We start from the raw sequence: 24467 nt of genomic DNA on the forward strand, positions 1-24467 counted from the left end.
TGTTTAAATGGGGGCTTATGAAATTAATGACCAGTTATTAACGAATGAAGAGAAAAAAGAATTAACGATAAATAAAGATCAGCAAACGATTAGCCGAAAAAAGGAAGTGTTTCGTAAGTTCATATCAAACCCTATAGCAGTTTTAGGGGCAGTGACGTTATTACTAATTATTGTTTTCTCGCTTATTGGCGAAAGTTTAACGTCATTTACTGCGAGTGAACAAGTAAAAGAAGCAACTAATTTACCGCCTAGTAGTGAGCATTGGTTCGGAACAGATGATTTAGGAAGAGACATATGGGCGCGTACTTGGGCTGGTGGGAAAATTTCACTAACAGTTGGATTGGTAGCAGCAGCTCTTGATATAGGGCTCGGTGTACTTATCGGAGGGTTCAGTGGATACGTGAGAGGGCGTAATCGTCTTGGAACGTTAATTGATGAGTGGATTATAAGAGGAATTGAAGTGTTATACGGTATCCCATATTTATTAATTGTTATTTTATTATTAATCGTTATGAAACCAGGACTTTTTACAATTATAATCGCCCTTGCGTTAACGGGATGGATTGGCATGGCACGTCTCATTAGAGCGCAAGTCTTATCTTTAAAGCAAAGAGAATTTGTTATCGCAGCAGAGCGATTAGGTACATCTCATATGAAAATTATATATGGGCATTTAATTCCAAACTTAACGGGGATTATTATCGTAAATTTATCATTTACAATTCCAGCAGCTATTTTCTCAGAATCATTTTTAAGCTTTATCGGACTTGGAGTACAATCACCAGCGGCAAGCTGGGGCACGATGACGAACGATGCACTTGGGACGTTACTAAGCGGAGAATGGTGGCAACTATTCTTCCCGGCAATCATGATTGCACTCATCATGTTCGCATTTAATGCAATTGGTGATGGTTTGCAAGATGCGATTGATCCGAAAATCGTAAAACGTAATCGAAAGGAGAAAAAACATGGCACAAATCTTATCTTTAGAAAACGTAACGTTGGCCGTTGAAAAAGAGAATAGTAAGCAAGCAATTGTGAAGCATGTTTCCTTTTCTATTAACGAAGGTGAAATAGTTGCACTTGTCGGAGAAAGTGGTTCAGGGAAAAGTGTTACAGCACAATCAATTATCGGCTTAAATCAAGAGTCAATTCATATTGATGATGGAAATGTATCTTTCCAATCAAAGGAATTAACTAATTTACAAGAATCAGAATGGAATCAAATTCGCGGGAAAGATATTTCTTTTATCTTTCAAGACCCGCTTTCATCTTTAAATCCGACGATGAAGGTCGGAAGGCAAATTACAGAAGTAATTTTGCAGCATGAAAAGAAATCGAAGAAAGAGGCAAAAGAAATTGCAATTAACTTACTAAATGATTTAGGCATACATGAAGCAGAGAAACGCTTTGAACAATACCCGTATCAGTTAAGCGGTGGTATGAGGCAACGTATTTGTTTGGCCATTGCGTTTTCATGTCACCCGAAGCTCGTTATTGCAGATGAACCTACAACGGCATTAGATGTAACGATTCAAAAGCAAATTATGGGGTTATTAAAAGAGCGAAAAGAAAAACAAAATACGAGTATTTTATTAATTACTCACGATTTGGCGCTTGTACGTGAAGTAGCTGACCGGGTGGTAGTTATGTACGGGGGCCGTGTTGTTGAAAAAGGGACGATACAAGAAGTAATAGGTTCACCTAAGCATCCGTATACAAAAAGTTTATTACAAGCAATTCCGAATATGGACGATTCCGAAAAAGTATTACGTGCTATAGAAGGAACGACACCTTCCATTGAAACGTTAAATAGCTTTGGTTGTCCTTTTGTAAATCGTTGCCCAGAAGCGATAAAAGAATGTATTCATCGCTTCCCAGAGAGAACGACATATTCTGAGGAGCATAGCTCACATTGCTGGCAACATATTCTGGAGCATAATAAACCGAAATCAAAAGAGAAGGTGAATGCCTCATGACGACAGATTTAATTACTGTTAAGCAAGTAACGAAAACGTATGGAAGTAAACATAAGGAAATCGCAGCGTTAAAAGATATATCACTTTCTATCCCAAAAGGAACAACGCTTGGCATTATTGGAGAAAGTGGTTCTGGAAAGACAACACTTGGAAAATTAATTGCTGGAATTGAAAAGCCAACATCTGGTGAGATTGATTACAACGGTCAAGTTGTTCATAAGCTGAAATCAGCGAATAAACGCAATTTCTTACAGAGAGTACAGTTCATTTTTCAAGATTCCACAGCTGCATTAAATCCGCGCTGGAAAGTGCGCGATATCGTAACAGAAGGCTATATTTCATTCGGTTTAGGCGATAAAGGATTGAAAGATAAAGTCGCAGGTGATGCACTAGAGCGTGTTGGATTAGATAGACGATATATTGATCGATATCCACACGAATTTAGCGGAGGACAACGTCAACGTATTGCCATTGCAAGAGCGCTATTGTGTGAGCCAGAAGTATTAATCCTTGATGAACCAATTTCAGCATTAGATGTTTCATTGCAAATTCAAATTGTACATTTGCTGCAAAAGATTCAAAAGGAACAAGGCTATACATACTTATTTATCGCGCACGATTTGCCGATGGTTCACTATTTATGTGAAAAAGTGGCTGTCCTATATAAAGGAGAACTTGTTGAATTTGGAAATACGGACGAAGTATTCCGTAATCCACAACATTCTTATACGAAAACATTATTAGCATCAACACCAAAAATTTCAGGTTAAAGGGGAATGTAAAATGAAGAAGTTTTTATTATTTGTCATTATGACCGTATTAGCAATTACTTCTGTCGCTTGCGGTAAGAAAGAGACGCAAAAGGCGAGCGCTGGTAAGGGAGAGGGAGATCGGTTAGTAACGAATATTAGCAGTGATCCTTATACGCTTGATTCTGCCATTGCGACAGATAGCACGTCGGGTTACATAATTGGACAGTTGTTTTCAAGTTTATATACGCAAGATAGTGATGGGAAATATCAAAATGAATTGGCAGAGAAAGAAGAAGTAAATGCTGATGGAACTGAATATACAATTCATTTGAAGAAAGATATTAAATGGTCAGATGGTTCTCCTATTACAGCAAGTGATTTTGAGTTCGCATGGAAGCGATTATTAAACCCGAAAACAGGTTCTATGAATGCGACAGAAATGTATTTTATTAAAGGTGCAGAGGCATATAATACTGGAAAAGGTGAAGAAGGACAAGTTGGTATTCAAGTTGTTGAACCTCAAACATTAAAGGTAACACTTGAACACCCAGTTGCTTCTATTAAACAAAAATTAGCAAGTTCATTATTTATTCCATTATCTAAAAAATCAATTGATGATAATAATAAATTAAAAACAGATCCAAAAGAGTTAATTACAAACGGACCATTCACATTAAAAGAATGGAAGCATAACCAAGCTATTACAGTACAAAAAAATAAAGAATACTATGATAAAAAGGTAACATTAAAAGAAATTGAGTTTCGTATTATTCCAGATTCTAAAACAGCGTACCAATTGTACAAGTCAAAAGAATTAGATTTACTAAGTGGTTTACCACAAGAGATGATTGAAAAAGAAAAAGGGAACAAAGAATATAAGCGTGTTGCAGGATTTTCATCTTATATTTATTCGTTTAATGTAGAAAAAGAGCCGTTTACAAATGCAAAAGTACGTAAAGCATTTTCATTAGCAGTTGATCGTAAGTTTATCGTTGAAAAACTGTATAAAAATAACGCACAAGAAGCATATGCATTCGTTCCAGAAGGAGCAAAAACACAAGGTGGTCGTGATTTCCGTAAAGAAAAAGGCGATTACGTAAAATTCGATTCAGCAGAAGCGAAAAAATTATTAGAAGAGGGCATGAAAGAGCAAGGTTGGTCTACATTACCTGAAGTAACATTAAAATTCACTACAGATACACAACATAAAAAAGTAGCAGAAGCAATGCAAGAAATGTTTAAGAAAAATCTTGGTGTAGATATTAAATTAGAAAATAAAGAGTGGAAGAGTTACATCGACACATATAAGCAAAGTGATTTCCAATTAGCTTATATGGGATGGGGCGGCTCTCTATTGGATCCGATTACTAAACTAGATTTATATGCAGGTGATGGTCCAAACAACTATGCAAAATGGCATAATAAAGAATTTGATGCATTAATCAAAGAAGCAGAAGTTGAACAAAACGAAGATAAGCGTTTTGACTTATTGCATAAAGCAGAAGATATTATGTTTGATGATACACCATTAATCCCAATTATTTTCCCAAGTGCTTCGTATTTACAAAAATCATCAGTATCTGGCGTCCAATTCATTATTGGGTCTAGTCCAGAACTAAGATATGCAAAAATAAAGAAGTAGGCAATCGCCTACTTCTTTATTTTATTTCTCTTTTATATTCTTTTTTCGTTCCATCAGAGAAGACAACTTCTAAATCGAATTTTTGGTAGTCTTTATCAAGTTTGAACACGTTTACTACTTGATCAATTACTTCTTGGTCAGGAGTATCTTTATCAAATTTTAATTCTTGTAGAAGTGGGCTTAATTTTGTAATAGCCTCGTCGCCTGTTAATTTTACATCTGCTTTATGGTCTTCAACCTTTGCTTCCATTTTTTTATCGGCTGCTACATTTTTATAATCAGCTTCGTAGTCTTTCTTCGTATCTTGATAGTCTGCTTTTAAATCAAATTCATTAAAGTTTAGTTTTAAATCTGCAGGAGCCTCTTTTTTTGCTTCTTCAGTCGTTTTCTTATTAGAAGTTGTATCTTCTTTTGCAGGAGCTTTACATCCTGTTAATGCAGGTACTAGCATAAGTGCTAATAAAGCTGATAGTAAAATTCTCATTATAAATTCCTCCTTATGTAACTTCTTTCTATACAAGTTTTTCCTAATTTCATGTAATTATGTATAAACCAAATGAATTATTTACTTAAGGGGGACACATGCTTATGTATTAATTAAATTGAAAAAATGGTATGTATATAGGCATTTCAAACAATCGGCGAATTATTTCCCGCAACATATGCAGCAAATGGCTATTATACAATAATATTTGGAGGAGTTAGTTTAGAGGAAAATATTATTTCATTATTAGTTATTATATTGGTTACACAATTGGTAGCAGTAATTACTGTATCTATAAAAGGAATAGTAAAGAGAAGAAGTCATGTAGTTAAAGAAGTATAAAATAAAAAAGGTATCCTTCATGGGATACCTTTTTACTAGCGTTTATTATTTTGCAACTTCTGTCCATTTGTAGTTAAACTCACCGCCGAAGTCAGTTGTTACAAGTCCTTTAATGAATCCGCGTTGTAGATAAGAGCGACCTTGTTGGTATAAAGGAGCGACAGCACCATCTTGTAATAGGATTTTTTCAGCTTGCTTCATTGCTTCAAAGCGAGCCTTTTCATCACCAGCTAAATCTGTTTTCACTTTATGAATGAGCTCATCGTACTCTTTGTTAGAGTATTTATCGAAGTTATAAGCACTATCTGTTGTAAATAAATCTAAGAATGTAATTGGATCAGCGAAGTCAGGGCCCCAGCCATCAATCCCAATTTCATAATCACCACTTAATAGTAGTTTCAACTGTTGTTTACGTGGTTGTGGTTTTAAATTCACTGTTAATCCATCTAGGTTCTTTTCTAGTTCACCTTTTAAATATTCACCAGTCTTTTTAGCTAGAGCATTATCGCTTGTTAATAGTTCAATTGTTACTTTGTCAGTACCAAGTTCTTGCTTTGCTTTTTTCCAGTTTTCTTTCGCTGTTTTCACATCATCTTTGACTAGATTTCCGTTTTCTTTACGGAAGTCATTACCGTCTGGACTTTTTGCGAATTTCGCAGGAACCATTCCTTCTGCTGGGATTGCACCGTTATTTAAAATTGTTTCTACGTACGCTTTTTTATTCATTGCACCGTTAATAGCAAGGCGTGCATGTTGATTTTTTAATACTGCATTTTTCTGATTTAGTCGTAAGAATTGAATGCCGACTTCAGCGCGTTCCTTGAAGTTTGGATCACCTTTATATTTATCAACAAACTCCGCAGTTAAAGCAACACGGTCAATTTGTCCTGAATCATATAAGTTAACTTCTGTAGACTTATCTTTAACGACATTGAAGTTGATTGCTTCTAATTTTACAGTTTTAGCATCCCAATAGTTAGGGTTCTTCTTCAATTGGAAGCTTTGTTCGTGTTTCCAGTTATCTAATGTGAAAGCACCATTGTAAATTAAATGATTTGTTTCTAAACCGTATTTATCGCCTTGAGATTTTAAATAGTCTTCATTAATTGGTAAGAATGTTGAGAATGTCGTTAAGCTTAAGAAGTAGGGAACAGGACGATCTAGTTGTACTTCTAAAGTTTTGTCATCAAGAGCTTTGATGCCTAATTGATCAACTGGTAATTGTTTTTGGTTTATTTGTTTTGCATTCTGTATATCGAAGAATAAGAATGCATATTCAGCTGCTGTTTCAGGGTTTACGGCACGTTGCCAAGCGAAGACAAAGTCTTTTGCTGTTACAGGAGTACCGTTTGACCATTTTGAATCACGCAGGTGGAATGTATATTTTGTTTTATCGGGACTTACGTCAACCGACTCAGCAACACCAGGAATCGGTTTATTATCTTCTCCCATTGCATATAAACCTTCGAAAACATTTCGCATTACGTTCATGGATTCCCCATCCGTTGCTTTTGCAACATCCATTGTTGGAATTTCTGAAGCAAATGATAAGTTAATCGCTTGTTTATCAGGTGCTTTATCGTTCGCTTTTGCTCCGCCTGCATTATCTTTATTTCCCCCGCAAGCAGTTAGTAGTAGACTTGCCCCTAAAACAGATGCAACAACAGGTACAACTTTTTTCTTCATTGTTCTTTCCTCCCTAAATGTGTTGTTCGTAACGTCATAATGTCCATGTCTTGAAGTGTAGCTATAGAAGAAGAGAAAACCTATTCTAAATATGTGTATATAGGTAATCAGGTGTTCTATATGTATATACATGTTGAACTATAATCTGGCGTTATATGTTTCAACTTTGTAGACATTATATTTTGATGGTTAAATATTTTGTTTCTTTGATTATTTAGAATATTAACACTGGAAAGAACTATATGTCAATAATAAAAATAGATTGTTAATTTCTTAGAATAATATATTAAAAAAGCAGATTTCCTCGTATTGGGGAACCTGCTTTTAATATGTTTTGCTAAAAAAACAATTGGTACGGGCTAATAATCAGTGGGGATGAAGAAAAAACCACTGATTAAAGTTTCACTTTATTTTTCAATTTTTGCCCACTTGAAGTTTAATTGGCCTGCAAAGTCTACTTGTACAATTCCTTTCACATAAGAACGTTCTAAATAAGATTCGCCTTTTTGGTAAAGAGGAGCGATAACAGAGTCTTTAAATAATATTTTCTCGGATGCTAGTAATGCGTCCCAGCGAGCTTTTTCATCACCAGCTAAAGTTGTTTTCACTTTTGCTATTGTTTCATCGAATTCCTTATTAGAGTAATGGTCTAAGTTGTAAGGGTTATTCGTTGTAAATAACTCAAGGAATGTAATTGGATCCGCAAAGTCAGGGCTCCAACCGTCAATTCCAATCTCGTAGTCACCTTTTAATAAAAGTGAAACTTGTTGTTTACGTGGTTGCGGTTTTATATTTACTGTTAAGCCATCTAAATTCTTTTCTAGTTGTCCTTTTAGGAACTCACCAGTTTTCTTCTCAAGGTCACCATCACTTGTTAATAATTCTAATGTTATCTTTTCAGAACCAAGTTCTTTTTTTGCTTTTTTCCATAATTCTTGTGCAGATGTTGTATCAACTTTTGTTAAATCGCCGTTTGCAGTACGGAAGTCTTTTCCATCAGGCCCTTTTGCAAAGTTTTTCGGCACGAGACTCAAGGTTGGTGTAGAGCCGTCATTTAATAACGTATTTACAAAGGATTTTCGATCAATTGTTTGAGCAATTGCTTGGCGTGCAGAAACGTTTTGAAGTACTTTGTTTTGTTGATTCATACGTAAAAACTGTACCCCTACGTTTGGGCGTTCTTTAAAGTTAGCATCCTTTTTATATTTATCAACGAAGTCAGATGTTAGTTTGATACGATCTAATTGTTTTGACTCGAATAAATTTACTTCTGTAGATTTTTCTTTTACGACGTTAAAATTGATTTCTTCCAGTTTGACAGTATCTTTATCCCAATAGGTAGGGTTTTTCTTGAATTTAAAGCTTTGTTCGTGCTTCCAATCGTTTAGTGTAAAAGCTCCGTTGTACAAGATTGTATTATCTTCTAAAGCGTACTTATCACCTTGTGCTTTAAAGAATTCCTCGTTAATTGGTAGAAATGTTGGGAACGCTGTTAAGCTAATAAAGTACGGAACAGGACGTTCTAATTCTACCTCAAACGTATGGTCATCAATTGCTTTTACACCAAGTTGATCGGCTGGAAGTTCTTTGTTGTTAATTTTTGTTGCATTTTTAATATCAAAGAATAGAAATGCGTATTCAGAGGCTGTCGCTGGATCAACAGCTCTTTGCCAAGCGAAGACAAAATCTTTCGCTGTAACAGGAGTGCCGTTTGACCATTTTGAATCTCGCAGGTGGAATGTGTATTTTGTTTTATCGCCACTTACTTCATGAGATTTTGCAACACCAGGGACAGGTTTGTTACCTTCACCAAGATTATACAAACCTTCAAATACATTTCTCATTACTTGACCAGAATCAGTATCTGTAGCACGAGCTGTATCCATTGTTCGTATTTCAGTAGGTGAAGATAGGTTTAAAACCTGTTTACTAGGTGCCTCGTCTTTTGCATTTGCTCCGCTTGCTTCGTTTTTATAACTACCGCAACCAGTTAATAAAATACTTACTCCTACAACTGATGCAATACCGGGTACAAACTTCTTTTTCATTTGATTTTCCTCCTAAATAATTAAGTTTGGATGATGATGAGGGAAATGAAAAATAAAAAATCCCTCTTTTCGTATTGAGAAAGAGGGATTTTTACGTACAAGTTATGCACCCGTATATAAACGAAGTCCCTCATTCTATCTTTCAAGCACAAAGCTTGCAGGAAGTGGCACAGTATTCAAAATGAACCTGCTGCCGAGGTTTCAAAGGGCCAGTCCCTCCACCTCTCTTGATACAATGAGTAAACAAATAAATTTTATTAATTTTTGTGTTTCTTTGATAATTCAAAATCTTACACCTTAGATAATGAAGTGTCAATCAAATGGAATATAGTTTAAATTTTCAGTTTTATTAAAAATAAAAAAACCACTGCATATGGCAGTGGTTTCCCTATTAGAAGTTAAAGTTATCCGGATCTGGACCAACGCGGTGATTTTCATTTAAAGCTTGAATTGCTTTCATATCATCCGAGCTTAATTCAAAATCAAAGATGTTCGCATTTTCAATGATGCGGTGTTCTTTAATTGATTTAGGAATCGTTACAACTTCATTTTGTAGATCCCAGCGTAGAATCACTTGTGCAGTCGATTTATTATATTTTGTAGCAATTTCTTGTAATGTTGGGTGATCTAGTAGTTGTCCTTGCATTAATGGTGACCAAGCTTCAAGTTGAATACCATGCTCTTTACAGAAAGTGTGCAATTCTTCTTGTGCTAAACGTGGATGGTATTCCACTTGGTTAACCATAGGCTTAATTTCAGCAATTTCAAATACGTCTTGTAAGTGGTGAATGTGGAAATTACTCACACCAATTGCACGAACACGGCCGTCTTTATAAAGTTTTTCTAACGCTTTCCATGATTCAGTATATTTCCCTTTTACAGGCCAATGTACTAAATATAAATCTAAATATTCTAGACCTAATTTCTCTAATGTAGTTTCAAATGCTTGAAGTGTTGTTTCATACCCTTGATCGCTATTCCATACTTTTGATGTAATAAATAATTCTTCACGTGAAACACCTGCTTCACGAATCGCTTGTCCAACGCCTTCTTCGTTTTGATAAATTGCTGCAGTATCAATGCTGCGATAGCCATTTTTAATAGCTGCTTTTACAGATTCAATTACTTCTGAACCATCTTCTACTTTAAAAACACCTAAACCGAACCAAGGCATTTTTACGCCGTTATGTAATGTTGTGTAGTCGTTTAAACTTGTTAAAGTCATATTAATTCCCCCTAGCTTTTTTGTTTGTTGCTTCTACTGCCTTTTGAATTGCCTCTGAAAAATTATATTCATATAAAGCTTTGAGACCTTCAGCTGTGGAACCGCCTGGTGTTGTTACTTGTTCGCGGAGGTTAGCTGGATCTTGCGTTTGTTCAAGCATAGAAGCAGAGCCAGAAATCATTTGAATGACAAGGTGTTTGGCAGTTGCTTCATCGACTCCATAACTTTTTGTTGCTTCAATTAAGCTTTCAGCAAAGTAATAAAGGAAGGCTGGTGCACTTCCAGTAACTGCAGTAAGCTGATGAACTTCTTCCTCGGTGCAAAGTTGCGAAGTACCAATGCCTCTTAAAAGCAGTTGCAGGGTTTCTTGATGCATCTCGGTTACTGATTGTCCCATTGTATATAAGGAGATAGACTTTCCAATTTCAGCAGCTGTATTTGGCATAATCCAAGCAACGGGTGTTCCCCCGGGAAGTCTTTCTTCTAAATAAGATGTGCCAATGCCAGCAGCTACCGTTACGACAAGTTGATTCGATAGTAACGGAGATAACTCTGCTAATAATTCTTCATGTGCAGAAGGCGGCATTGCTAAAACAATCGTATCAACAGATGTAACATGCTGCTTCCAATCTGTTGTAGTAGACACATTATATCGCCCTTGTAATTGTTCTAGCTTTTCTACGTTGCTTCGGTTAGAAACAATAATTTCTTCGATGTATTCTTTGCTTGTTTTAAGTAATCCGGAAAATATAGCTTCTGCCATACGACCAGCGCCAATAAATAGAATTCGATGTTTAGTTAGCATATCCTTTATTCCTTTCCAGTGGAGATATGTTATAAAAAACGATACCATTTTTAAGAGAATTTTGTAAAAAGAAAAGACTTACCGTAGATGGAATGGATAACGAGGAGGAGGGAATTCATGGTAAAGGGGAGAGCTATTCCTTATACTGGTGATAGGGAATTTATTATACATCTGGGGAGAGATGATTATGGTCAGAAGTCCACTTTTTTTATTCATTTCTAGTATTATTTGCGTATTGGTTGGATTTTATATTCAATCGAGTTATATTGAAATTTTCGCATCGGTTATGGGGATTATTAATGTTTGGTTATTAGCGAGGGAAAGGGTATCTAACTTTTTGTTTGGCATGATTACGGTTGCGATATTTCTGTATATTTTCATTACGCAAGGTTTATATGCAATGGCAGTATTGGCAGCCTTTCAATTTATATTTAATGTATATGGTTGGTATTATTGGATTGCACGTAGTGGGGAGGAAGAGGTAAAAGCAACAGTTCGTTTAGGTGTAAAAGGGTGGACTATTTATATAATCTTTATGTTAGTTGCTTGGATTGGTTGGGGCTATTATCAAATCCGTTATTTAGAATCAACTAGTCCATATTTAGACGCTTTAAATGCTGTACTAGGATTAGTAGCTCAATTTATGCTAAGTCGAAAAATTTTAGAAAACTGGTATTTATGGATTTTGTATAACGTGGTTAGCATTGTGATTTATATTTCCACAGGTTTATACGTCATGCTAATATTAGCTGTTATTAATCTCTTTATATGTGTAGCTGGTTTGCTAGAGTGGAAGAACAACTATAAAAAACAAGTGCATGTAAATAATTATATTTAGAAAACAATTGGAAGAGAAAAACCCCTGAAGCACATATACTTCAGGGGTTTATTAATAGAATATAAGCTTATGCTTTCGTCATACCAAGCAATACAGCGCCACCGATAATTAAAACACTACCTAGTGCAATAAAGATCAATTGACGTTTTGTTTTCTTTTCGCCTAAGAATACAATCGCACCGAATGTTGAGATAACGATTCCAGTTTGAGATAATGGGAAGCTTGTTGCTACTCCGACACGTGGTAATGAAAGAAGTAAGAATAAGTTTCCAGTTCCCCATAGTAAACCAGATAAAGCATTACGCATTGCATATTTGTTAAATGGTTTATGTTTAGATGTCAGTACAACCGCACCAACAAACATACCAACTGCTTGTGGTAAAATAGCAGACCAACCATCGATATTATACCAACGAATAATAATTACATATACAAGGTAGCCGAAAGTAGAAACAATTAAAGTAAGAAGTCCTTTTTTCAATTGTCCTGGTGGCTGTGCATTTTCTTTGTCGTCTAGTGATGTGAATACAACACCAACTACGATTAATAGGATTGCAATCGTTCCCAGAACAATCGTTGTTGTAGTAGTCCACTCACGGAAAGCGATAACCCCAAAGATAGAAGTTGCAACAAGTTGCATACCAGTAGAAATCGTTACAGTAGTTGAAACACCTAATTTTTCAACTGTTTTTAATTGGTTTACTTGTCCTAAAGCCCAGAATAAACCTGAAATAAAACCAACAATTAAGACTGTCATTGTTAAAACTGGTTGAGTAAATACATACATAACTGTTGCGAAGAATAGAGCACCGATTGTCATACCTACCGTTTGGCTATATGCACCACCGCCCATTTTTACGCTTACTAATAAGATGTTTCCCCATGCGATTGCAGGAAGAAGCGCTAATAAAATGTCCATTACAAGACTCCCTTCGGTTTTCTATACCAATATAATTACATATCGTTCTAACGATCGGTAATGCCCCACTAATAGAGTAGAAGATTACCGATCGCTAAAACAGGATGAAGAACTTACGATATAAATGCGTTTTCATTTCTTCATTTTTTGAAACACCTCCATATAATAACAGGAAATTGCCTATTTTAGAAAGTGAATTCAAATAAAATGTATATTTTAATAAGGGGTAAAATTCAGTTATTTCCCGGCGGTATATTTTATTTCCTGAGAAATAAAGAAGCAGCTTCGAAAAAAGCTGCTTTAAGAGTTAGTAATTCTTTTATTAATAAGCTGAATACATAGCAGAAATAGGAGTGACATACTAATAGTAATAACTACAAGTGTCCAGGCGAGTTGCATATTACTTGCATCAATCGCCATATAAATTGCAGTTGGGATAGTCTGTGTTTTACCAGGAATGTTCCCAGCAAACATGAGTGTAGCACCAAACTCACCGAGCGCACGAACAAAGCTCAAAATCATTCCGCTTAGTAAGGCAGGAAATGCAAGTGGGAGTGTAACGTGCAGGAAAACTTGATATTCACTCGCACCAAGGTCACGAGCACTTTCTTCAATTTGTACATTTGCAATAGAAAATCCTGTTTTTGCTGATTGGTACATGAGTGGAAATGCAACGACTGTAGAAGCAATGATAGCAGCAGTGGATGTAAACATAATAGACTGCTGAAATAATGATTCTATCCACATTCCAATGGGACTATTATTTCCAAAAATGATAATGAGAAAAAAGCCGATTACAGTTGGCGGAAGTACCATTGGTAATAAGAAAATAGTTTCTAGTATTACTTTATATCTCCATGAGGAGCGTGCTAGCGCTCGCCCGATAATCGTCCCTAAAATTGTAACGATAATGGTGGCGCATGCAGCTACTCGTAAAGATAGAAAGATTGGTGACAAAATAGCATCAAAGCTCATGGCAATTATGATAGGACTGTAAATCCATATTTTTTAAAGATAGATTGTGCATCTTTTGACTGCAAATACTCATAAAATGAAGTCGCCTCTTTCTTGTGCTTAGATTCTTTTATAACACCTAAAGGATAGTGAATTGGCTCATGAGAGGTAGCTGCTGCTGTCTCACCAATCTTTACTTTGTCTGAAATAAGAGCATCCGTTTTGTATACGATACCAGCATCGACATTGCCTGTTTCTACATATGTTAACACTTGGCGAACGTCTTTTGTAAATACGACTTTATTTTGAATGTCATTCCAAATATTTTCATGTGTGAGAGAAGCCTTTGCGTATTTTCCCGCAGGTACGGATTCAGGTGTACCAAGTGCAATTTTCTTGATTTTTTCATCTTTTAAATCTTGGAATTTTGTAAGAGAACTATCTTTTGGGACAACTAGAACGAGTTCATTCCCAAGAAGATTTTTCCCTTCTTTTTCATCAATGAATCCTTTTTTAACAAGAGTTTGAAATTTATCTTCTGCTGCTGAGAAGAATAAATCAGCAGGCGCACCTTGTTCAATTTGTTGTTGAAGTGCACCAGAAGCACCGAAGTTAAAAGAAAGTTTAATATTAGGTTCTTTTTCTTTATATTTTGTTTCAATTTCTTTTAGTGCATCTTGTAAGCTTGCAGCAGCGGATATAGTAAGTTCTACTGTTTTTCCTTCTTTAGCAGTTGATTTCTCTTTCTTTTCTCCGCTTGTACATGCAGCACTAAATATAAGAAGAAAAGAAAGTATAAGTGCCCCAATGGATCGTAATGTAAATTTGTTCATAAAAAAGTCCCCTTTCATTTTGACACATTTAATTATAACTAAATATAACTAATTATAACTAGTTATAATTGAATATAATTTGAACATATAGCTATTTTGAAAAAATAGGAGAAATATTCTTTTCTTTGTTACAATGAAAGAAGAAAGTGAGGAATCGTCTATGGATCATCATTCCTACACAACGGAAGAAGTAGCAAAGCGATTAAAAGTATCAAAACTAACTGTATACGACTTAATTAAAAAAGGAGAACTGCCTTCTTATAGAGTTGGTAGACAGATGCGCATTGATGCAGCGGATTTAGAACAATATATAAAGCAAATGAAAACTGGTAAGGTGCAAGTTGTTCCTGTAAAGAACGATGGTAATAGTACCTCGAATACATGTATTATTAGCGGGCAAGAACTAACGTTAGATATGTTGGCAAAACATATAGAAAATCGTATGCCAAATTCTAATATATTAAGAGCGTATCAAGGTAGTTTAACGAGTTTAGTGAAGCTGTACCAAGGAGAAGGAAGTGTCGTTAGCCTGCATTTGTTCGATGGGGAAACGGGTACGTATAATGTTCCTTACGTAAAACGTATTTTAGTTGGACAACCATGTATTATGATTAATTTATTATCAAGAAATGTAGGGTTTTATGTGCAAAAAGGGAATCCAAAAAATATAAAAACATGGGCTGATTTATCTCAGTCATCTATACGATTTATAAATCGAGAAAAGGGTTCCGGTATTAGGGTATTAGTGGATGAGCAATTGCGAATTCGAAAAATAAATAAAGAAGATATTAGCGGTTATGAATGGGAAGAATCGAATCACCTTGGTGTTGCTTCGCAAGTTGCGAATGGAAAAGCTGATGTTGGAGTAGGGTCAGAAAAGTTTTCGCAAATTGTAAATGTAGACTTTATTCCAATAATGAAAGAACAGTATGATTTAGTAATTTTGAAGAATAAAGAAAATGAAGAGCTTATTGAGTTTATGAAAGACATTCTGCAATCGGAAGAATTTCATAATGAATTAAAAGCAATTGGCGGATACGATATGACGAAAACAGGTCAAATTATATATGAAACAAACTAAAAAGCTGCTTGTCTATAAGACGAGCAGCTTTTTCTATATATAAAGGGGTTTGGGGAAGCAAAGTGTTAAACGAGACTTTGAGCAAGTGTGTAAATGAAAGCTGTAAGAAGAGTTGCTCCACTTGCAAGTCCGATAAAGTCTGATTTGTTAAATGTAATGATGTTCATAATAATCTCTCCTTATTTGTTTAATGTAGTTGCAACTGCTTTTGCATCGACAAGTGCGGATAGCACCATGCCCATTGTATTTAAAAATTTGTTTGATTTCATTTTGTTTATCATGCGTATCCGCTCCTTTTCGAATTGTTGTTGCCCTGCTTTATGTCTTAATTATAGGAAATATGATCGCCTGCAACTATCGAATTAGCTTACGGAAGACTTACACTTTTGTAAGAAAAAAAGACATTCGTGTAAGAATGTCCTTCAAAGCATATTGATATGATGATGCTCTTCAATTGTTTTTAAAAAGCTACGCATTGAATTCGTCATATAGCTATCTTTACGGCGTATGAAAACCGTTGAAATACTACCGTATTTTTCAGGGATTGCATGACAATGTACCTTACCAGCTTTAGAAAGATGGTGGACAGCAGACTGCGGTACGAGTGTAATACCAAGGCCGAGTGCAACACTGTTTAGTATTGTTTCTAATATATTAAATTCCATAATTCTTTTTGGCAGCAAACCTTCATCTTTAAGCCAACGTTCTAGCTTGGAACGGTATCCACATCCTTGATTAAAAACGAGTAGGGGCGTCGTAGTGAATTCTTCTATATGAAAAGCTTTATTTTGTGTAACAAGCATTAGTTTTTCGGTACTAACATCGTATTGTTCAATTAGTGGATGTTTAATAGGCCCTGATATAAATGCACCATCTAATTGGTGATCGATTACTTCTCTAATAAGTTCTTCTGTTAGACCAGCTTGTAATGATAAATCAACATTTGGATAGCTCTTATAGTAAGAAGACAAAATGGTAGGCAATGTGCTTACTGTTTCGACTGTACCAATTTTTAATATACCAGATGGTGTTTCGCTATCTAAAAACACTTGTTTTAGCTCTTCAACATCTTGCAAAATTTTATGAACATAAACGAGCATTTTTCTTCCTTCAGCCGTTAAAGTCATGCCTCGTTTATGACGGTAAAAGAGCGGTGTTTTTAGCTCGTTTTCTAATTGTTTAATACGTGCGGTTACATTTGATTGTACGTAATTTAATTCCTTTGCTGCGCCACTTACACTACCTTGGTCGGCAACGCTCTGGAAGATTTGTAAGTCTCTTAATTCCATAGTACGATCCTCCTTGATGTTAACTATCATTATAAGTGATAGTTAACATCATTTTGAATCATTTTACGTGATATATTTTTTCTTTTACAATTCTCTTTGTGCAAATAGAAAGAAGCGGGGGGATTATGGTGAGAAGAGGTCAAATGATAATAGGGGCTTTAGCATGTTTAATTGCAAGTATGTCATGGGGAGCAATGTTTCCGGTTGCTGATCATGCGTTAGAATACATAGATCCATTTTATTTTTCACTTATTCGCTACGGAGCGGTGGCGATCGTATTGATTGTATTGTTGCTAATGAAAGAAGGTAAGAAGGCATTTCGCTTAGAGGGAAGAGGAAAGTTACTCGTCTTTTTTGGAACAATGGCGTTTACCGTATATAATGTATTAATTTTTCTAGGACAAATGTTAATGGGGAAATCAGGTGTAATGGTAGCTTCTATTATGGAGGCGCTGATGCCGATGATTTCAATTTGTATTTTATGGGGATATAAAAATATAAAGCCGAAGAAGTATATGATAACGAGCATGATTATCGCGTTTGTAGGGGCTATATTTGTTATTACGAAAGGTGATATGAGTTTCTTTTTAACATTGAAAGATAACATGTTTTCGCTAGCATTTATATTTGTTGGTGTTGTAGGATGGGTAATTTATACGATGGGTGGTCAAACGTGTAGCGATTGGTCAACATTACGCTATTCTACTTTGACGTGTGTATTGGGTACAACTGTCACAGGGATGATAACTGTAGTCATTACAGTGCTTGGATATGTATCTGTTCCAAGTATGGAAACGATTTCTATTGTGAAGTATGATTTGTTATTTATGATGACATTACCAGGTATCGTAGCACTACTTGCTTGGAACTACGGTGTGAAAATCTTATCATCCATTAATGGTATTTTATTTATTAACTTTGTGCCAATTACTACTTTAGTTATTATGATGATGCAAGGGTATAAAATAACAACATTTGATATTGTAGGAACATTATTTGTTATTGCAGCGCTTATTCGTAATAATGTTTGTCAGAGAAAAGAAGAAAATGCAAATAAACAAATGTTGCAAGAAAAGCAATTGCGCCAAGCTGTTTAATAGGCAACTGGAGGATTTTATATGTTAGAAAGTTTATTGTTTTTCTTTGCTGCTGGAGTTGCCTGCGAGCTTGCGGCAATTAATCGAAACGGTCGTAAGAATATAAAACAACAAGCTGAATTGATACAGCTTTTAAGAGAATTGAAGGAAAGAAAAAATTAAAAAGACGACCGGGCATAGACGGTCGTCTTTTTCTATATAAAGGGGAAAGGGGACACAAAGTTATACAAGCGTTGCGGCATAAATAAAAGCAGTAAGAAGAATTGATCCGCTAGCAAGTCCTAAAAAATCTAATTTGTTAAAAGTCAGGTTATTCATTATAAATTCTCCTTACTTGTTTAATGTAGAAGCAACAGTTTTTGCATCGATAAGAGCGGAAAATACCATGCTCATTGTATGTAAGAAATTGTTTGATTTCATTTTGTTCATCATATAGATCCGCTCCTTTTCGAATGGTTGTTGTTACTTTCTGCCCTAATTGTATAAGATAGTGGAGGAGGTCACTATCGAATTAGCTTACAATAAACTTACACTTTTGTAAGAATTGAAATTTAACAATAAATACTTATTTTTATTACCAACTCCTAAAACTTAGTGTTATAATCGTTGTAAGAAAATGATTATACTTCGGATATTCAGAAAGGAACGAAACAAATGTATAAACCAATTACATTTTCGTTGAAATATATATTTAAAATGGCTGGGAAGGTAGAAGTGCAAGGGAGAGAGAAATTACCGGAAGATGGCCCTTACGTTGTTGCGTGTACACATACAAGTTTTATGGATGTTTTAATGTTAGCGGCAGGAATGTACCCAACCCAAATTCATTACATGGCAAAAAAAGAATTGTTTGAAGGGAAATTTAAAAATTGGTTTTTTAAAAATGTAAATGCATTCCCTGTAGACCGTGCGAATCCAGGGCCAAGCACATTGAAAATTCCATCGCGTTTATTAAAAGAGGGAAAGGTAGTAGGTATTTTCCCGAGTGGAACGAGATCATCAGAAGATGTTTCATTAAAAGCTGGGGCTGTTACGATTGCAATGCGTTCTAACGTTCCATTAATACCAGCAGCTTATGTTGGTCCATCAAGTGTAAAAGAATTGATAAAAGGAAAAAAAGCGCAATTAGTTTTTGGAGACCCAATTCAAATTGATGCTGAAGAACAAATAGATCGAAAAACGGCTATGAAAATGATGACAGATCAATTAAATGAAAAGTTTGAAGAACTAAAGGAAGCTCTTCAATCAAATCAAAAGTAAGAAAAGACGACCGAGCATAGACGGTCGTCTTTTCTATTACTATTTATATAAAGTGAAACTTTAATCAGTGGGGGTTTTGTTCATCCCCACTGATTATTAGCCCTCATCAATCGGGATTTTACAGGCAGTTGATCTCCCGCCTAACTTCCTCGCATTCGCCGAATTCTGAGGTGGGAGTCTTACTGCCCGTTAAAGCGGGATAAAGGGGAAAGGGGACACAAAGTTACACAAGCGTAGCAGCGTAAATGAAAGCAGTAAGAAGAACCGAGCCGCTAGCAAGTCCTAAAAAATCTAATTTGTTAAATGTGATGTTGTTCATAATATATTCTCCTTACTTGTTTAATGTAGAAGCAACAGCTTTTGCATCGATAAGAGCAGATAATACCATGCCCATTGTGTTTAAGAAATTGTTTGATTTCATTTTGTTCATCATATTAGATCCGCTCCTTTTCGAATGGTTGTTGCTCTGTTTCTGACTTAATTGTATGAAATATAGCGGAGAGTCACTATCGAATTAGCTTACAGGAAAATTACACTTTTGTAAGAAAAACGAATGAAGGTGTCATGATGAGAAGATTTGACATATGTTCATGTGATTTATTAAGTTAAAAGTAGAGGTGAGTGTATGGCTAATATTAAAGATATTGCAAAGATGGCTGGGGTTTCAGTTACGACTGTTTCGAGGGTATTAAATGATCATCCATATGTAAGTGAAGAAAAAAGGAAAGTTGTTTTAGAAATAGTTGAGAAATTGAATTACTCACAAAATGCAAATGCTGTTCATTTATCAAAAGGGAAGACGAATATTGTTGGTGTGATTTTACCTTATATTAATCATCCGTGTTTTGATGCAATGGTGGGTGGAATGATGGACGTTGCGTTAGCTCATAATTACAGGGTGCTTCTTTGTCAAACGAATTACAATAAAAAAGAAGAAATGAAAAGTTTACATATGTTGAAAACAAAGCAACTAGATGGTTTGATCATTTGTTCTCGTGCGAATGAGTGGGAAATTATAGAGCCTTATGCAGCGTATGGGGCGGTTATTGCTTGTGAGGATAATGATATTGAAAGTATATCGAGTGTATATACAGATCACTTTAATGCCTTTCAATTAGGGATGAGTTACCTTATTGAAAAAGGTTATAAGAAGATTGGATATTGTACGGGAAGAAAGTTAGGACCAAGTAGTAAGAAACGTTTTGATGCGTATAAACAACAGCTACAATTAATAGATGAAGAAGTGATGGAAGATTGGATTTTCACAGAATGCTTTACATTAGAAGATGGTGTAAGAGTTGCGCATCAATTTAAGGAGATGGAGAATCCGCCTGAAGCATTAATAGTGGCAGGAGATGAGGTCGCTATTGGGATCATGACAGAAGTTAATAAACTAGGTATTAAAGTTCCTGAAGATTTAGCGATTATTGGTTTTGATAATCAACCGATTTCTCAAGTTTTACAACTGACAACTATTGACCAAAATTTAAAGGAAATAGGTAAGACGGCTTTTGAAATGTTTTACAGACGAGTGAGTGATGAGGGTTCTAAACAAGAAAAGATGGAAATTCCGTATAAACTTGTGGAACGCTCTACAGTTTAGCGATAATCCGTTATGTGTATAATCACATAACGGATTATTTTTTGAAATGTCTTTGACAGGAAACGCATTTCATACTTTATAAAAGAGTTACACCGGTTTGTAATAATCCATGGATTCTTTTCAAGTGTTAAAGCAATGAATAGAATTTGGAGGGATATGTATGAATGAACTTTTATTAAGTATGAAAAAGTATGTAGAGGATGATGAACAAATTTTAGCATTTGTGATAGGGATATTTGAGAAAGATGATTTTACCTTATCATATCGGCATGGGATTTTCGTTGCTACTACTAGACGTCTCCTCTTTTATGGAGAAATTCCGTACTATCCATCAACATTTGAAGTGTATTCGTATTTGCATATAGATGACATAAATTTTCATCCGCAATTAGTGTTTACTTGTAATCAGGAAACGGTAACAGCTAAGTATATTCAGAAAGGTAATGTGGAGCGATTTGTCCGTACAGTTAGAGCGAATATGAATAATTAATCACCCCTTTGTTTAAACATAATATCTTGGTCTTTGTGAGGAAAAATGCGGAATAAAAACAACTTCTAAACCTCTAGGAGATAGTGATACAATGTCAAATGGGGGGAGGTATGAACTATGGTTAATCAACGTATAAAAGAGATAACATTAATTACAATTGGTTCATTGTTATTCGCAATCGGTATTAATTATTTTGCAATTCCAAACCGTTTATCAGAAGGTGGCATTATTGGTGTAACGGTTGTTACGTATTATTTATTTGGTTGGTCGCCAGGGATTGTCAATTTTGCTATAAATGCAATTTTACTGGCTGTTGGTTATAAATTTTTTGATAAGAAAACGATGGTTTATACAATTTTAGGGATTGTAGAAACATCCTTGTTTTTATATGTTACGGAACATATTGAGTATCATGTAAATAGTGATACGTTATTAGCGGCTCTATTCGCTGGCTTATTTGTAGGTATCGGATTAGGGTGTATGTTCAAAGCTGGAGGTACATCAGGAGGGTCGGCAATTTTAGCGCAGTTAGCAAATCAATACTTAGGTTGGAGTGTTGGTAAAGGCGTACTTATTATTGATATCATTGTAATTGCCGGTTCTGTATTTATAATAGGGCAAGAAAAGGCAATGTATACACTCGTTGCTGTATTTATCGGAGCGAAAGTAATTGATTTCATTGTAGAAGGAATGGATACAAAAACAGCTGTTACAATCATTTCAAATCAACCGGATTTAATACGTGAAACTATTACGAAAAACATGACGCGCGGTGTCACTGTATTAGAGGGGCGTGGCGGATATACTGGTAAAAATAAAGAAGTATTATATATTGTTATTAATAAACAAGAGCTTGTTAAGTTAAAGCAAGTTATTAGCCGAGTAGATGAAGATGCTTTCGTTGTTATTCACGATGTACGTGATGTACTTGGTGGTGGCTTTAAAGCGAGCTAAAAGGTGAACGAGTAAATTCGTTCGCCTTTTTTAATTCTTACAAAAATGTAAGTGTAATGTAATGAGATTCAATAGTAGATTTTATTCCTTCTTTTTAAAATGGATGTATATATATCCTGCGGAGGAGGAATGTTTAGTATGAAGAAAAAGATGATCACTACTATAATAGCGATGATAGTGATAGTAGTAATGTTACTGCCTACGAAACTTGGACCAGTTATAGATAAATATAATCCACTTTATAAGACGAAAGAATATTATACGGTTGTGAATACAATTGGTCAGCATATTGGTGATGAATGGTATGAATATGAATTTATTGCATTTGACGAACGTGGAAAAGAACAAAAAATAAAGAAGACCGTTAAGCATATGTTAAAGAGAGATGAAGCATTAAAAGTGTATGCAAAAGGACGCTACGGCGAGACGATTGAAGAAATTGAAGCTGTAAATATTCCTATTAATGCGAAGAGTAAACTTTTAACGACGAGATAGCGGATTATACCCCCACCTATTTTTTGTCGAAAATAAAAATACTAGGTAGGGGTATTTTGAAGCGTATGAAAAAGCCTTAGTCCATATGGACTAAGGCTCTTTTTATTATATAAAGGGGAAGGGGGTACATTGTAGTAGCATGAGTGAAAGGTATAAGAAGAGCCGGCTACTAGCAATGTAATTTGGTTATGTGAGTGTTCTTCTTATTTGGCTTACTTTCTAACTTTATTGTACGAAATATAGGTAAGGGAAACTATCGAATTACATTACACATAGCTTACAAACATGTAAGCCTTCTGTAATGTAATTCGATGGTTAATAGATAGTGAATTTCATATAGTGTAACTAGAAAGTCTCACTGTATTACTTTCTGTTTGTAATGTTAATGAAGAATAAAAAACCAACTAATTTTGAATAGCCCTCATCTCTATTTAGATGAGGCTCTTTTTTAAACCTTACAACATTGTAAGGTTTACGTAAGTTAATTCGATAGTAATTTTGTCATATTTTTTGCATAATAGATACAAATAGATAAAAAATAATTAGGGATATAGTAAGAAGGGAGAAAACTGGGATGCGTAAAGAAGAAGTAGTGAAGTTTCCAATTAAAGATTTCTGTAGCTACTTTACTGTTGCCATAGTATGTATTGGATTATTTGATATAATAACAAATTTAATTGTTAACTAATATAGATGATAAAACAAGAAGGGAGACCCTTTCTTGTTTTTTTTATGGGGGCATAAAGATGAAATGGATTGATAGCCATATACATGTTGATCAATATGAGAATGAAGAGAAAAGTAGATTACTTATAGATGTGGAAAACAGTAAAGAGATACAAGGGCTTATTGCAGTATCTATGAATTATCAATCATGCCTAGAAACTTTATCTTTAGCAAAGCGATATCCTTTTGTACATCCAGCAATAGGTTTTCATCCGGAGCAACCGATTCATAAAGAGGAATGTGAGCAAATTTATAAATTAATTGAAGATCATGTAGAGAAAATCGTTGCGATTGGTGAAGTGGGCTTGCCATATTATTTAAGGAAAGAAGATGAAAATATTGCTATCGATCCATACATAGCGGTGTTAAAAAAGTTTGTGGAACTAGCTAGTAAATACGATTTACCAATTATATTGCATGCGGTTTATGAAGATGCTGACACTGTATGTGATTTTCTTGAAGAATATAAAGTTTCACGTGCACACTTCCACTGGTTTAAAGGGAGTGAAGAGACAATGAAACGGATGATGAGGAACGGTTATTATATTTCTATCACACCGGATGTTTTACATAAGGAGAAAATTAGAAAAATCGTTTCGTATTATCCGCTTGAATATATGATGGTAGAAACAGATGGCCCATGGGAATTTCAAGAGGGTGTTATGACGCATCCGACAATGATTCGAGAGGTATTAAAGGAAATTAGTGTTATAAAAAACATATCTGTTGATGAGGTTACAGAAACAATATACGAAAATACAATTCAATTTTACCCCGCATTAACGGGCAGTAGGACCCCCACCTCAAAGTTCAGTGAAAGTAGAGAAGTTAGGCGGGGGTCGGGCTGTCCGTAAAAGCTCGATTGGTGAAGGCTAATAATCAATGGGGGATGAACAAAACCCTTACTGATTAAAGTTTCACTTTATTCGAAAGGATAGGAGAGTCACTCTTATCCTTTTTGTTAT

The 24467-nt window shown here is 35.1% G+C and carries 26 protein-coding genes, 1 pseudogene and 1 riboswitch; of the genes and pseudogenes, 15 read left to right on the forward strand and 12 right to left on the reverse strand.

Going from position 1 to position 24467, the window contains the following annotated elements:
- Positions 1 to 7 precede the first annotated feature (7 nt).
- The 4 genes from BAU23_RS24535 to BAU23_RS24550 are packed head-to-tail and all read left to right on the forward strand — an operon-like array spanning position 8 to position 4373.
- The gene (locus BAU23_RS24535; RefSeq protein WP_000501527.1) at positions 8 to 1012 is read left to right on the forward strand and encodes an ABC transporter permease; all 1005 of its coding nucleotides are present in this window, start codon (positions 8 to 10) and stop codon (positions 1010 to 1012) included.
- Positions 969 to 1979, forward strand: a complete 1011-nt coding sequence (locus BAU23_RS24540) for an ABC transporter ATP-binding protein (RefSeq protein WP_000057275.1) — start codon at positions 969 to 971, stop codon at positions 1977 to 1979. Before BAU23_RS24535 ends, BAU23_RS24540 begins: the two co-directional genes overlap by 44 nt.
- Positions 1976 to 2749, forward strand: a complete 774-nt coding sequence (locus tag BAU23_RS24545; RefSeq protein WP_000205657.1) for an ABC transporter ATP-binding protein — start codon at positions 1976 to 1978, stop codon at positions 2747 to 2749. Before BAU23_RS24540 ends, BAU23_RS24545 begins: the two co-directional genes overlap by 4 nt.
- 13 nt (positions 2750 to 2762) lie before the next feature.
- Positions 2763 to 4373 (forward strand): peptide ABC transporter substrate-binding protein, encoded by a 1611-nt coding sequence (locus BAU23_RS24550; protein WP_000714124.1) that lies wholly within the window; start codon positions 2763 to 2765, stop codon positions 4371 to 4373.
- 16 nt (positions 4374 to 4389) lie between these two features.
- Here the strand turns inward: BAU23_RS24550 and BAU23_RS24555 are convergent, their stop codons facing one another.
- On the reverse strand, positions 4390 to 4857 hold the full coding sequence (locus BAU23_RS24555) for a YusW family protein (RefSeq protein ID WP_001221528.1): 468 nt from the start codon (positions 4855 to 4857) through the stop codon (positions 4390 to 4392).
- A 144-nt stretch (positions 4858 to 5001) separates the two neighbouring features.
- Here BAU23_RS24555 and BAU23_RS30975 point away from each other — a divergent pair.
- A pseudogene (locus tag BAU23_RS30975) lies at positions 5002 to 5199 on the forward strand (ABC-2 transporter permease); the annotation flags it as partial.
- Between the two features lie 45 nt (positions 5200 to 5244).
- Here BAU23_RS30975 and BAU23_RS24565 read toward each other — a convergent pair.
- The 4 genes from BAU23_RS24565 to proC all read right to left on the reverse strand — a co-directional run bounded on the left by BAU23_RS24565 (position 5245) and on the right by proC (position 10963).
- On the reverse strand, positions 5245 to 6885 hold the full coding sequence (locus BAU23_RS24565) for a peptide ABC transporter substrate-binding protein (protein ID WP_071735308.1): 1641 nt from the start codon (positions 6883 to 6885) through the stop codon (positions 5245 to 5247).
- Positions 6886 to 7292: 407 nt separating this feature from the next.
- Positions 7293 to 8933, reverse strand: a complete 1641-nt coding sequence (locus BAU23_RS24570; RefSeq protein ID WP_000726457.1) for a peptide ABC transporter substrate-binding protein — start codon at positions 8931 to 8933, stop codon at positions 7293 to 7295.
- A 132-nt stretch (positions 8934 to 9065) separates the two neighbouring features.
- Positions 9066 to 9170, reverse strand: a riboswitch (SAM riboswitch).
- Between the two features lie 154 nt (positions 9171 to 9324).
- Positions 9325 to 10158, reverse strand: coding sequence for an aldo/keto reductase (locus BAU23_RS24575; protein ID WP_071735310.1), 834 nt, complete (start codon positions 10156 to 10158; stop codon positions 9325 to 9327).
- 1 nt (position 10159) lies between these two features.
- Positions 10160 to 10963 carry a pyrroline-5-carboxylate reductase gene (gene proC, locus BAU23_RS24580; RefSeq protein WP_071735312.1) on the reverse strand — a complete coding sequence of 268 codons (804 nt, stop codon included), beginning with the start codon at positions 10961 to 10963 and terminating at the stop codon, positions 10160 to 10162.
- Between the two features lie 187 nt (positions 10964 to 11150).
- On the opposite strand from proC, the gene pnuC reads away from it, so the two are divergent.
- Complete coding sequence (gene pnuC, locus BAU23_RS24585) at positions 11151 to 11801, forward strand: nicotinamide riboside transporter PnuC (RefSeq protein WP_071735314.1); 651 nt, start codon at positions 11151 to 11153, stop codon at positions 11799 to 11801.
- A 67-nt stretch (positions 11802 to 11868) separates the two neighbouring features.
- On the opposite strand, the gene BAU23_RS24590 is transcribed toward pnuC, so the two are convergent.
- From BAU23_RS24590 to modA, 3 genes are all read right to left on the reverse strand, one after another.
- On the reverse strand, positions 11869 to 12720 hold the full coding sequence (locus tag BAU23_RS24590; protein ID WP_000353556.1) for a GRP family sugar transporter: 852 nt from the start codon (positions 12718 to 12720) through the stop codon (positions 11869 to 11871).
- Between the two features lie 300 nt (positions 12721 to 13020).
- A complete protein-coding gene (modB, locus tag BAU23_RS24595) occupies positions 13021 to 13695 on the reverse strand; it encodes a molybdate ABC transporter permease subunit (protein ID WP_002070208.1) in 675 nt (224 codons plus the stop codon).
- Between the two features lie 5 nt (positions 13696 to 13700).
- Positions 13701 to 14507 (reverse strand): molybdate ABC transporter substrate-binding protein, encoded by an 807-nt coding sequence (modA, locus tag BAU23_RS24600; protein ID WP_001032234.1) that lies wholly within the window; start codon positions 14505 to 14507, stop codon positions 13701 to 13703.
- A 133-nt stretch (positions 14508 to 14640) separates the two neighbouring features.
- On the opposite strand from modA, the gene BAU23_RS24605 reads away from it, so the two are divergent.
- A complete protein-coding gene (locus BAU23_RS24605) occupies positions 14641 to 15588 on the forward strand; it encodes a helix-turn-helix transcriptional regulator (protein ID WP_000657119.1) in 948 nt (315 codons plus the stop codon).
- Between the two features lie 65 nt (positions 15589 to 15653).
- On the opposite strand, the gene BAU23_RS24610 is transcribed toward BAU23_RS24605, so the two are convergent.
- Both BAU23_RS24610 and BAU23_RS24615 read right to left on the reverse strand, forming a co-directional pair.
- Positions 15654 to 15755: a DUF3948 family protein gene (locus BAU23_RS24610; RefSeq protein ID WP_001021632.1), complete on the reverse strand. Its 102-nt coding sequence runs from the start codon at positions 15753 to 15755 to the stop codon at positions 15654 to 15656.
- A gap of 255 nt (positions 15756 to 16010) precedes the next feature.
- The gene (locus BAU23_RS24615) at positions 16011 to 16877 is read right to left on the reverse strand and encodes a LysR family transcriptional regulator (RefSeq protein WP_000423045.1); all 867 of its coding nucleotides are present in this window, start codon (positions 16875 to 16877) and stop codon (positions 16011 to 16013) included.
- A 128-nt stretch (positions 16878 to 17005) separates the two neighbouring features.
- Between BAU23_RS24615 and BAU23_RS24620 the strand changes: the two genes are divergently transcribed.
- Together BAU23_RS24620 and BAU23_RS24625 are read left to right on the forward strand one after the other, a co-directional pair.
- Positions 17006 to 17974: a DMT family transporter gene (locus BAU23_RS24620; protein ID WP_016128214.1), complete on the forward strand. Its 969-nt coding sequence runs from the start codon at positions 17006 to 17008 to the stop codon at positions 17972 to 17974.
- A gap of 21 nt (positions 17975 to 17995) precedes the next feature.
- Positions 17996 to 18136: a YrzO family protein gene (locus BAU23_RS24625; RefSeq protein WP_000894059.1), complete on the forward strand. Its 141-nt coding sequence runs from the start codon at positions 17996 to 17998 to the stop codon at positions 18134 to 18136.
- A 60-nt stretch (positions 18137 to 18196) separates the two neighbouring features.
- On the opposite strand, the gene BAU23_RS24630 is transcribed toward BAU23_RS24625, so the two are convergent.
- A complete protein-coding gene (locus BAU23_RS24630) occupies positions 18197 to 18292 on the reverse strand; it encodes a DUF3948 family protein (RefSeq protein ID WP_001061781.1) in 96 nt (31 codons plus the stop codon).
- Positions 18293 to 18628: 336 nt separating this feature from the next.
- Between BAU23_RS24630 and BAU23_RS24635 the strand changes: the two genes are divergently transcribed.
- Positions 18629 to 19234: a lysophospholipid acyltransferase family protein gene (locus tag BAU23_RS24635; protein WP_000277793.1), complete on the forward strand. Its 606-nt coding sequence runs from the start codon at positions 18629 to 18631 to the stop codon at positions 19232 to 19234.
- Between the two features lie 223 nt (positions 19235 to 19457).
- Here the strand turns inward: BAU23_RS24635 and BAU23_RS24640 are convergent, their stop codons facing one another.
- Positions 19458 to 19553, reverse strand: coding sequence for a DUF3948 family protein (locus BAU23_RS24640; protein WP_001060010.1), 96 nt, complete (start codon positions 19551 to 19553; stop codon positions 19458 to 19460).
- Between the two features lie 306 nt (positions 19554 to 19859).
- On the opposite strand from BAU23_RS24640, the gene BAU23_RS24645 reads away from it, so the two are divergent.
- The 5 genes from BAU23_RS24645 (at position 19860) to BAU23_RS24670 (ending at position 24356) form a co-directional block, all read left to right on the forward strand.
- Positions 19860 to 20837, forward strand: a complete 978-nt coding sequence (locus BAU23_RS24645) for a LacI family DNA-binding transcriptional regulator (RefSeq protein ID WP_071735316.1) — start codon at positions 19860 to 19862, stop codon at positions 20835 to 20837.
- Positions 20838 to 20997: 160 nt separating this feature from the next.
- Positions 20998 to 21327 (forward strand): PH domain-containing protein, encoded by a 330-nt coding sequence (locus tag BAU23_RS24650; protein ID WP_071735318.1) that lies wholly within the window; start codon positions 20998 to 21000, stop codon positions 21325 to 21327.
- 117 nt (positions 21328 to 21444) lie between these two features.
- Positions 21445 to 22281: a YitT family protein gene (locus tag BAU23_RS24655; RefSeq protein ID WP_000248057.1), complete on the forward strand. Its 837-nt coding sequence runs from the start codon at positions 21445 to 21447 to the stop codon at positions 22279 to 22281.
- Between the two features lie 138 nt (positions 22282 to 22419).
- The gene (locus BAU23_RS24660; protein WP_000728425.1) at positions 22420 to 22776 is read left to right on the forward strand and encodes a YxeA family protein; all 357 of its coding nucleotides are present in this window, start codon (positions 22420 to 22422) and stop codon (positions 22774 to 22776) included.
- Between the two features lie 746 nt (positions 22777 to 23522).
- Positions 23523 to 24356 (forward strand): TatD family hydrolase, encoded by an 834-nt coding sequence (locus BAU23_RS24670; protein WP_000871058.1) that lies wholly within the window; start codon positions 23523 to 23525, stop codon positions 24354 to 24356.
- The last annotated feature ends 111 nt before the right edge of the window (positions 24357 to 24467 follow it).

It is taken from the genome of Bacillus nitratireducens (genome assembly GCF_001884135.1).
Classification (GTDB): Bacteria; Bacillota; Bacilli; order Bacillales; family Bacillaceae_G; genus Bacillus_A; species Bacillus_A nitratireducens.

Excerpts from the sequence above, each read along its gene's own strand:
- BAU23_RS24640 (WP_001060010.1), bottom strand. The coding sequence starts at position 19,553 with ATGAACAACATCACATTTAACAAATTAGATTTTTTAGGACTTGCTAGC.
- BAU23_RS24635 (WP_000277793.1), top strand. The coding sequence starts at position 18,629 with ATGTATAAACCAATTACATTTTCGTTGAAATATATATTTAAAATGGCT.
- BAU23_RS24550 (WP_000714124.1), top strand. The coding sequence starts at position 2,763 with ATGAAGAAGTTTTTATTATTTGTCATTATGACCGTATTAGCAATTACT.
- BAU23_RS24545 (WP_000205657.1), top strand. The coding sequence starts at position 1,976 with ATGACGACAGATTTAATTACTGTTAAGCAAGTAACGAAAACGTATGGA.
- BAU23_RS24565 (WP_071735308.1), bottom strand. The coding sequence starts at position 6,885 with ATGAAGAAAAAAGTTGTACCTGTTGTTGCATCTGTTTTAGGGGCAAGT.
- BAU23_RS24670 (WP_000871058.1), top strand. The coding sequence starts at position 23,523 with ATGAAATGGATTGATAGCCATATACATGTTGATCAATATGAGAATGAA.
- BAU23_RS24645 (WP_071735316.1), top strand. The coding sequence starts at position 19,860 with ATGGCTAATATTAAAGATATTGCAAAGATGGCTGGGGTTTCAGTTACG.
- BAU23_RS24610 (WP_001021632.1), bottom strand. The coding sequence starts at position 15,755 with ATGAACATCATTACATTTAACAAATCAGACTTTATCGGACTTGCAAGT.
- BAU23_RS24555 (WP_001221528.1), bottom strand. The coding sequence starts at position 4,857 with ATGAGAATTTTACTATCAGCTTTATTAGCACTTATGCTAGTACCTGCA.
- BAU23_RS24650 (WP_071735318.1), top strand. The coding sequence starts at position 20,998 with ATGAATGAACTTTTATTAAGTATGAAAAAGTATGTAGAGGATGATGAA.
- BAU23_RS24535 (WP_000501527.1), top strand. The coding sequence starts at position 8 with ATGGGGGCTTATGAAATTAATGACCAGTTATTAACGAATGAAGAGAAA.
- BAU23_RS24655 (WP_000248057.1), top strand. The coding sequence starts at position 21,445 with ATGGTTAATCAACGTATAAAAGAGATAACATTAATTACAATTGGTTCA.
- BAU23_RS24540 (WP_000057275.1), top strand. The coding sequence starts at position 969 with ATGGCACAAATCTTATCTTTAGAAAACGTAACGTTGGCCGTTGAAAAA.
- BAU23_RS24630 (WP_001061781.1), bottom strand. The coding sequence starts at position 18,292 with ATGAATAACCTGACTTTTAACAAATTAGATTTTTTAGGACTTGCTAGC.
- proC (WP_071735312.1), bottom strand. The coding sequence starts at position 10,963 with ATGCTAACTAAACATCGAATTCTATTTATTGGCGCTGGTCGTATGGCA.
- BAU23_RS24625 (WP_000894059.1), top strand. The coding sequence starts at position 17,996 with ATGTTAGAAAGTTTATTGTTTTTCTTTGCTGCTGGAGTTGCCTGCGAG.
- BAU23_RS24575 (WP_071735310.1), bottom strand. The coding sequence starts at position 10,158 with ATGACTTTAACAAGTTTAAACGACTACACAACATTACATAACGGCGTA.
- BAU23_RS24615 (WP_000423045.1), bottom strand. The coding sequence starts at position 16,877 with ATGGAATTAAGAGACTTACAAATCTTCCAGAGCGTTGCCGACCAAGGT.
- modA (WP_001032234.1), bottom strand. The coding sequence starts at position 14,507 with ATGAACAAATTTACATTACGATCCATTGGGGCACTTATACTTTCTTTT.
- BAU23_RS24660 (WP_000728425.1), top strand. The coding sequence starts at position 22,420 with ATGAAGAAAAAGATGATCACTACTATAATAGCGATGATAGTGATAGTA.
- BAU23_RS24605 (WP_000657119.1), top strand. The coding sequence starts at position 14,641 with ATGAAAGAAGAAAGTGAGGAATCGTCTATGGATCATCATTCCTACACA.
- BAU23_RS24570 (WP_000726457.1), bottom strand. The coding sequence starts at position 8,933 with ATGAAAAAGAAGTTTGTACCCGGTATTGCATCAGTTGTAGGAGTAAGT.
- pnuC (WP_071735314.1), top strand. The coding sequence starts at position 11,151 with ATGGTCAGAAGTCCACTTTTTTTATTCATTTCTAGTATTATTTGCGTA.
- BAU23_RS24590 (WP_000353556.1), bottom strand. The coding sequence starts at position 12,720 with ATGGACATTTTATTAGCGCTTCTTCCTGCAATCGCATGGGGAAACATC.
- modB (WP_002070208.1), bottom strand. The coding sequence starts at position 13,695 with ATGAGCTTTGATGCTATTTTGTCACCAATCTTTCTATCTTTACGAGTA.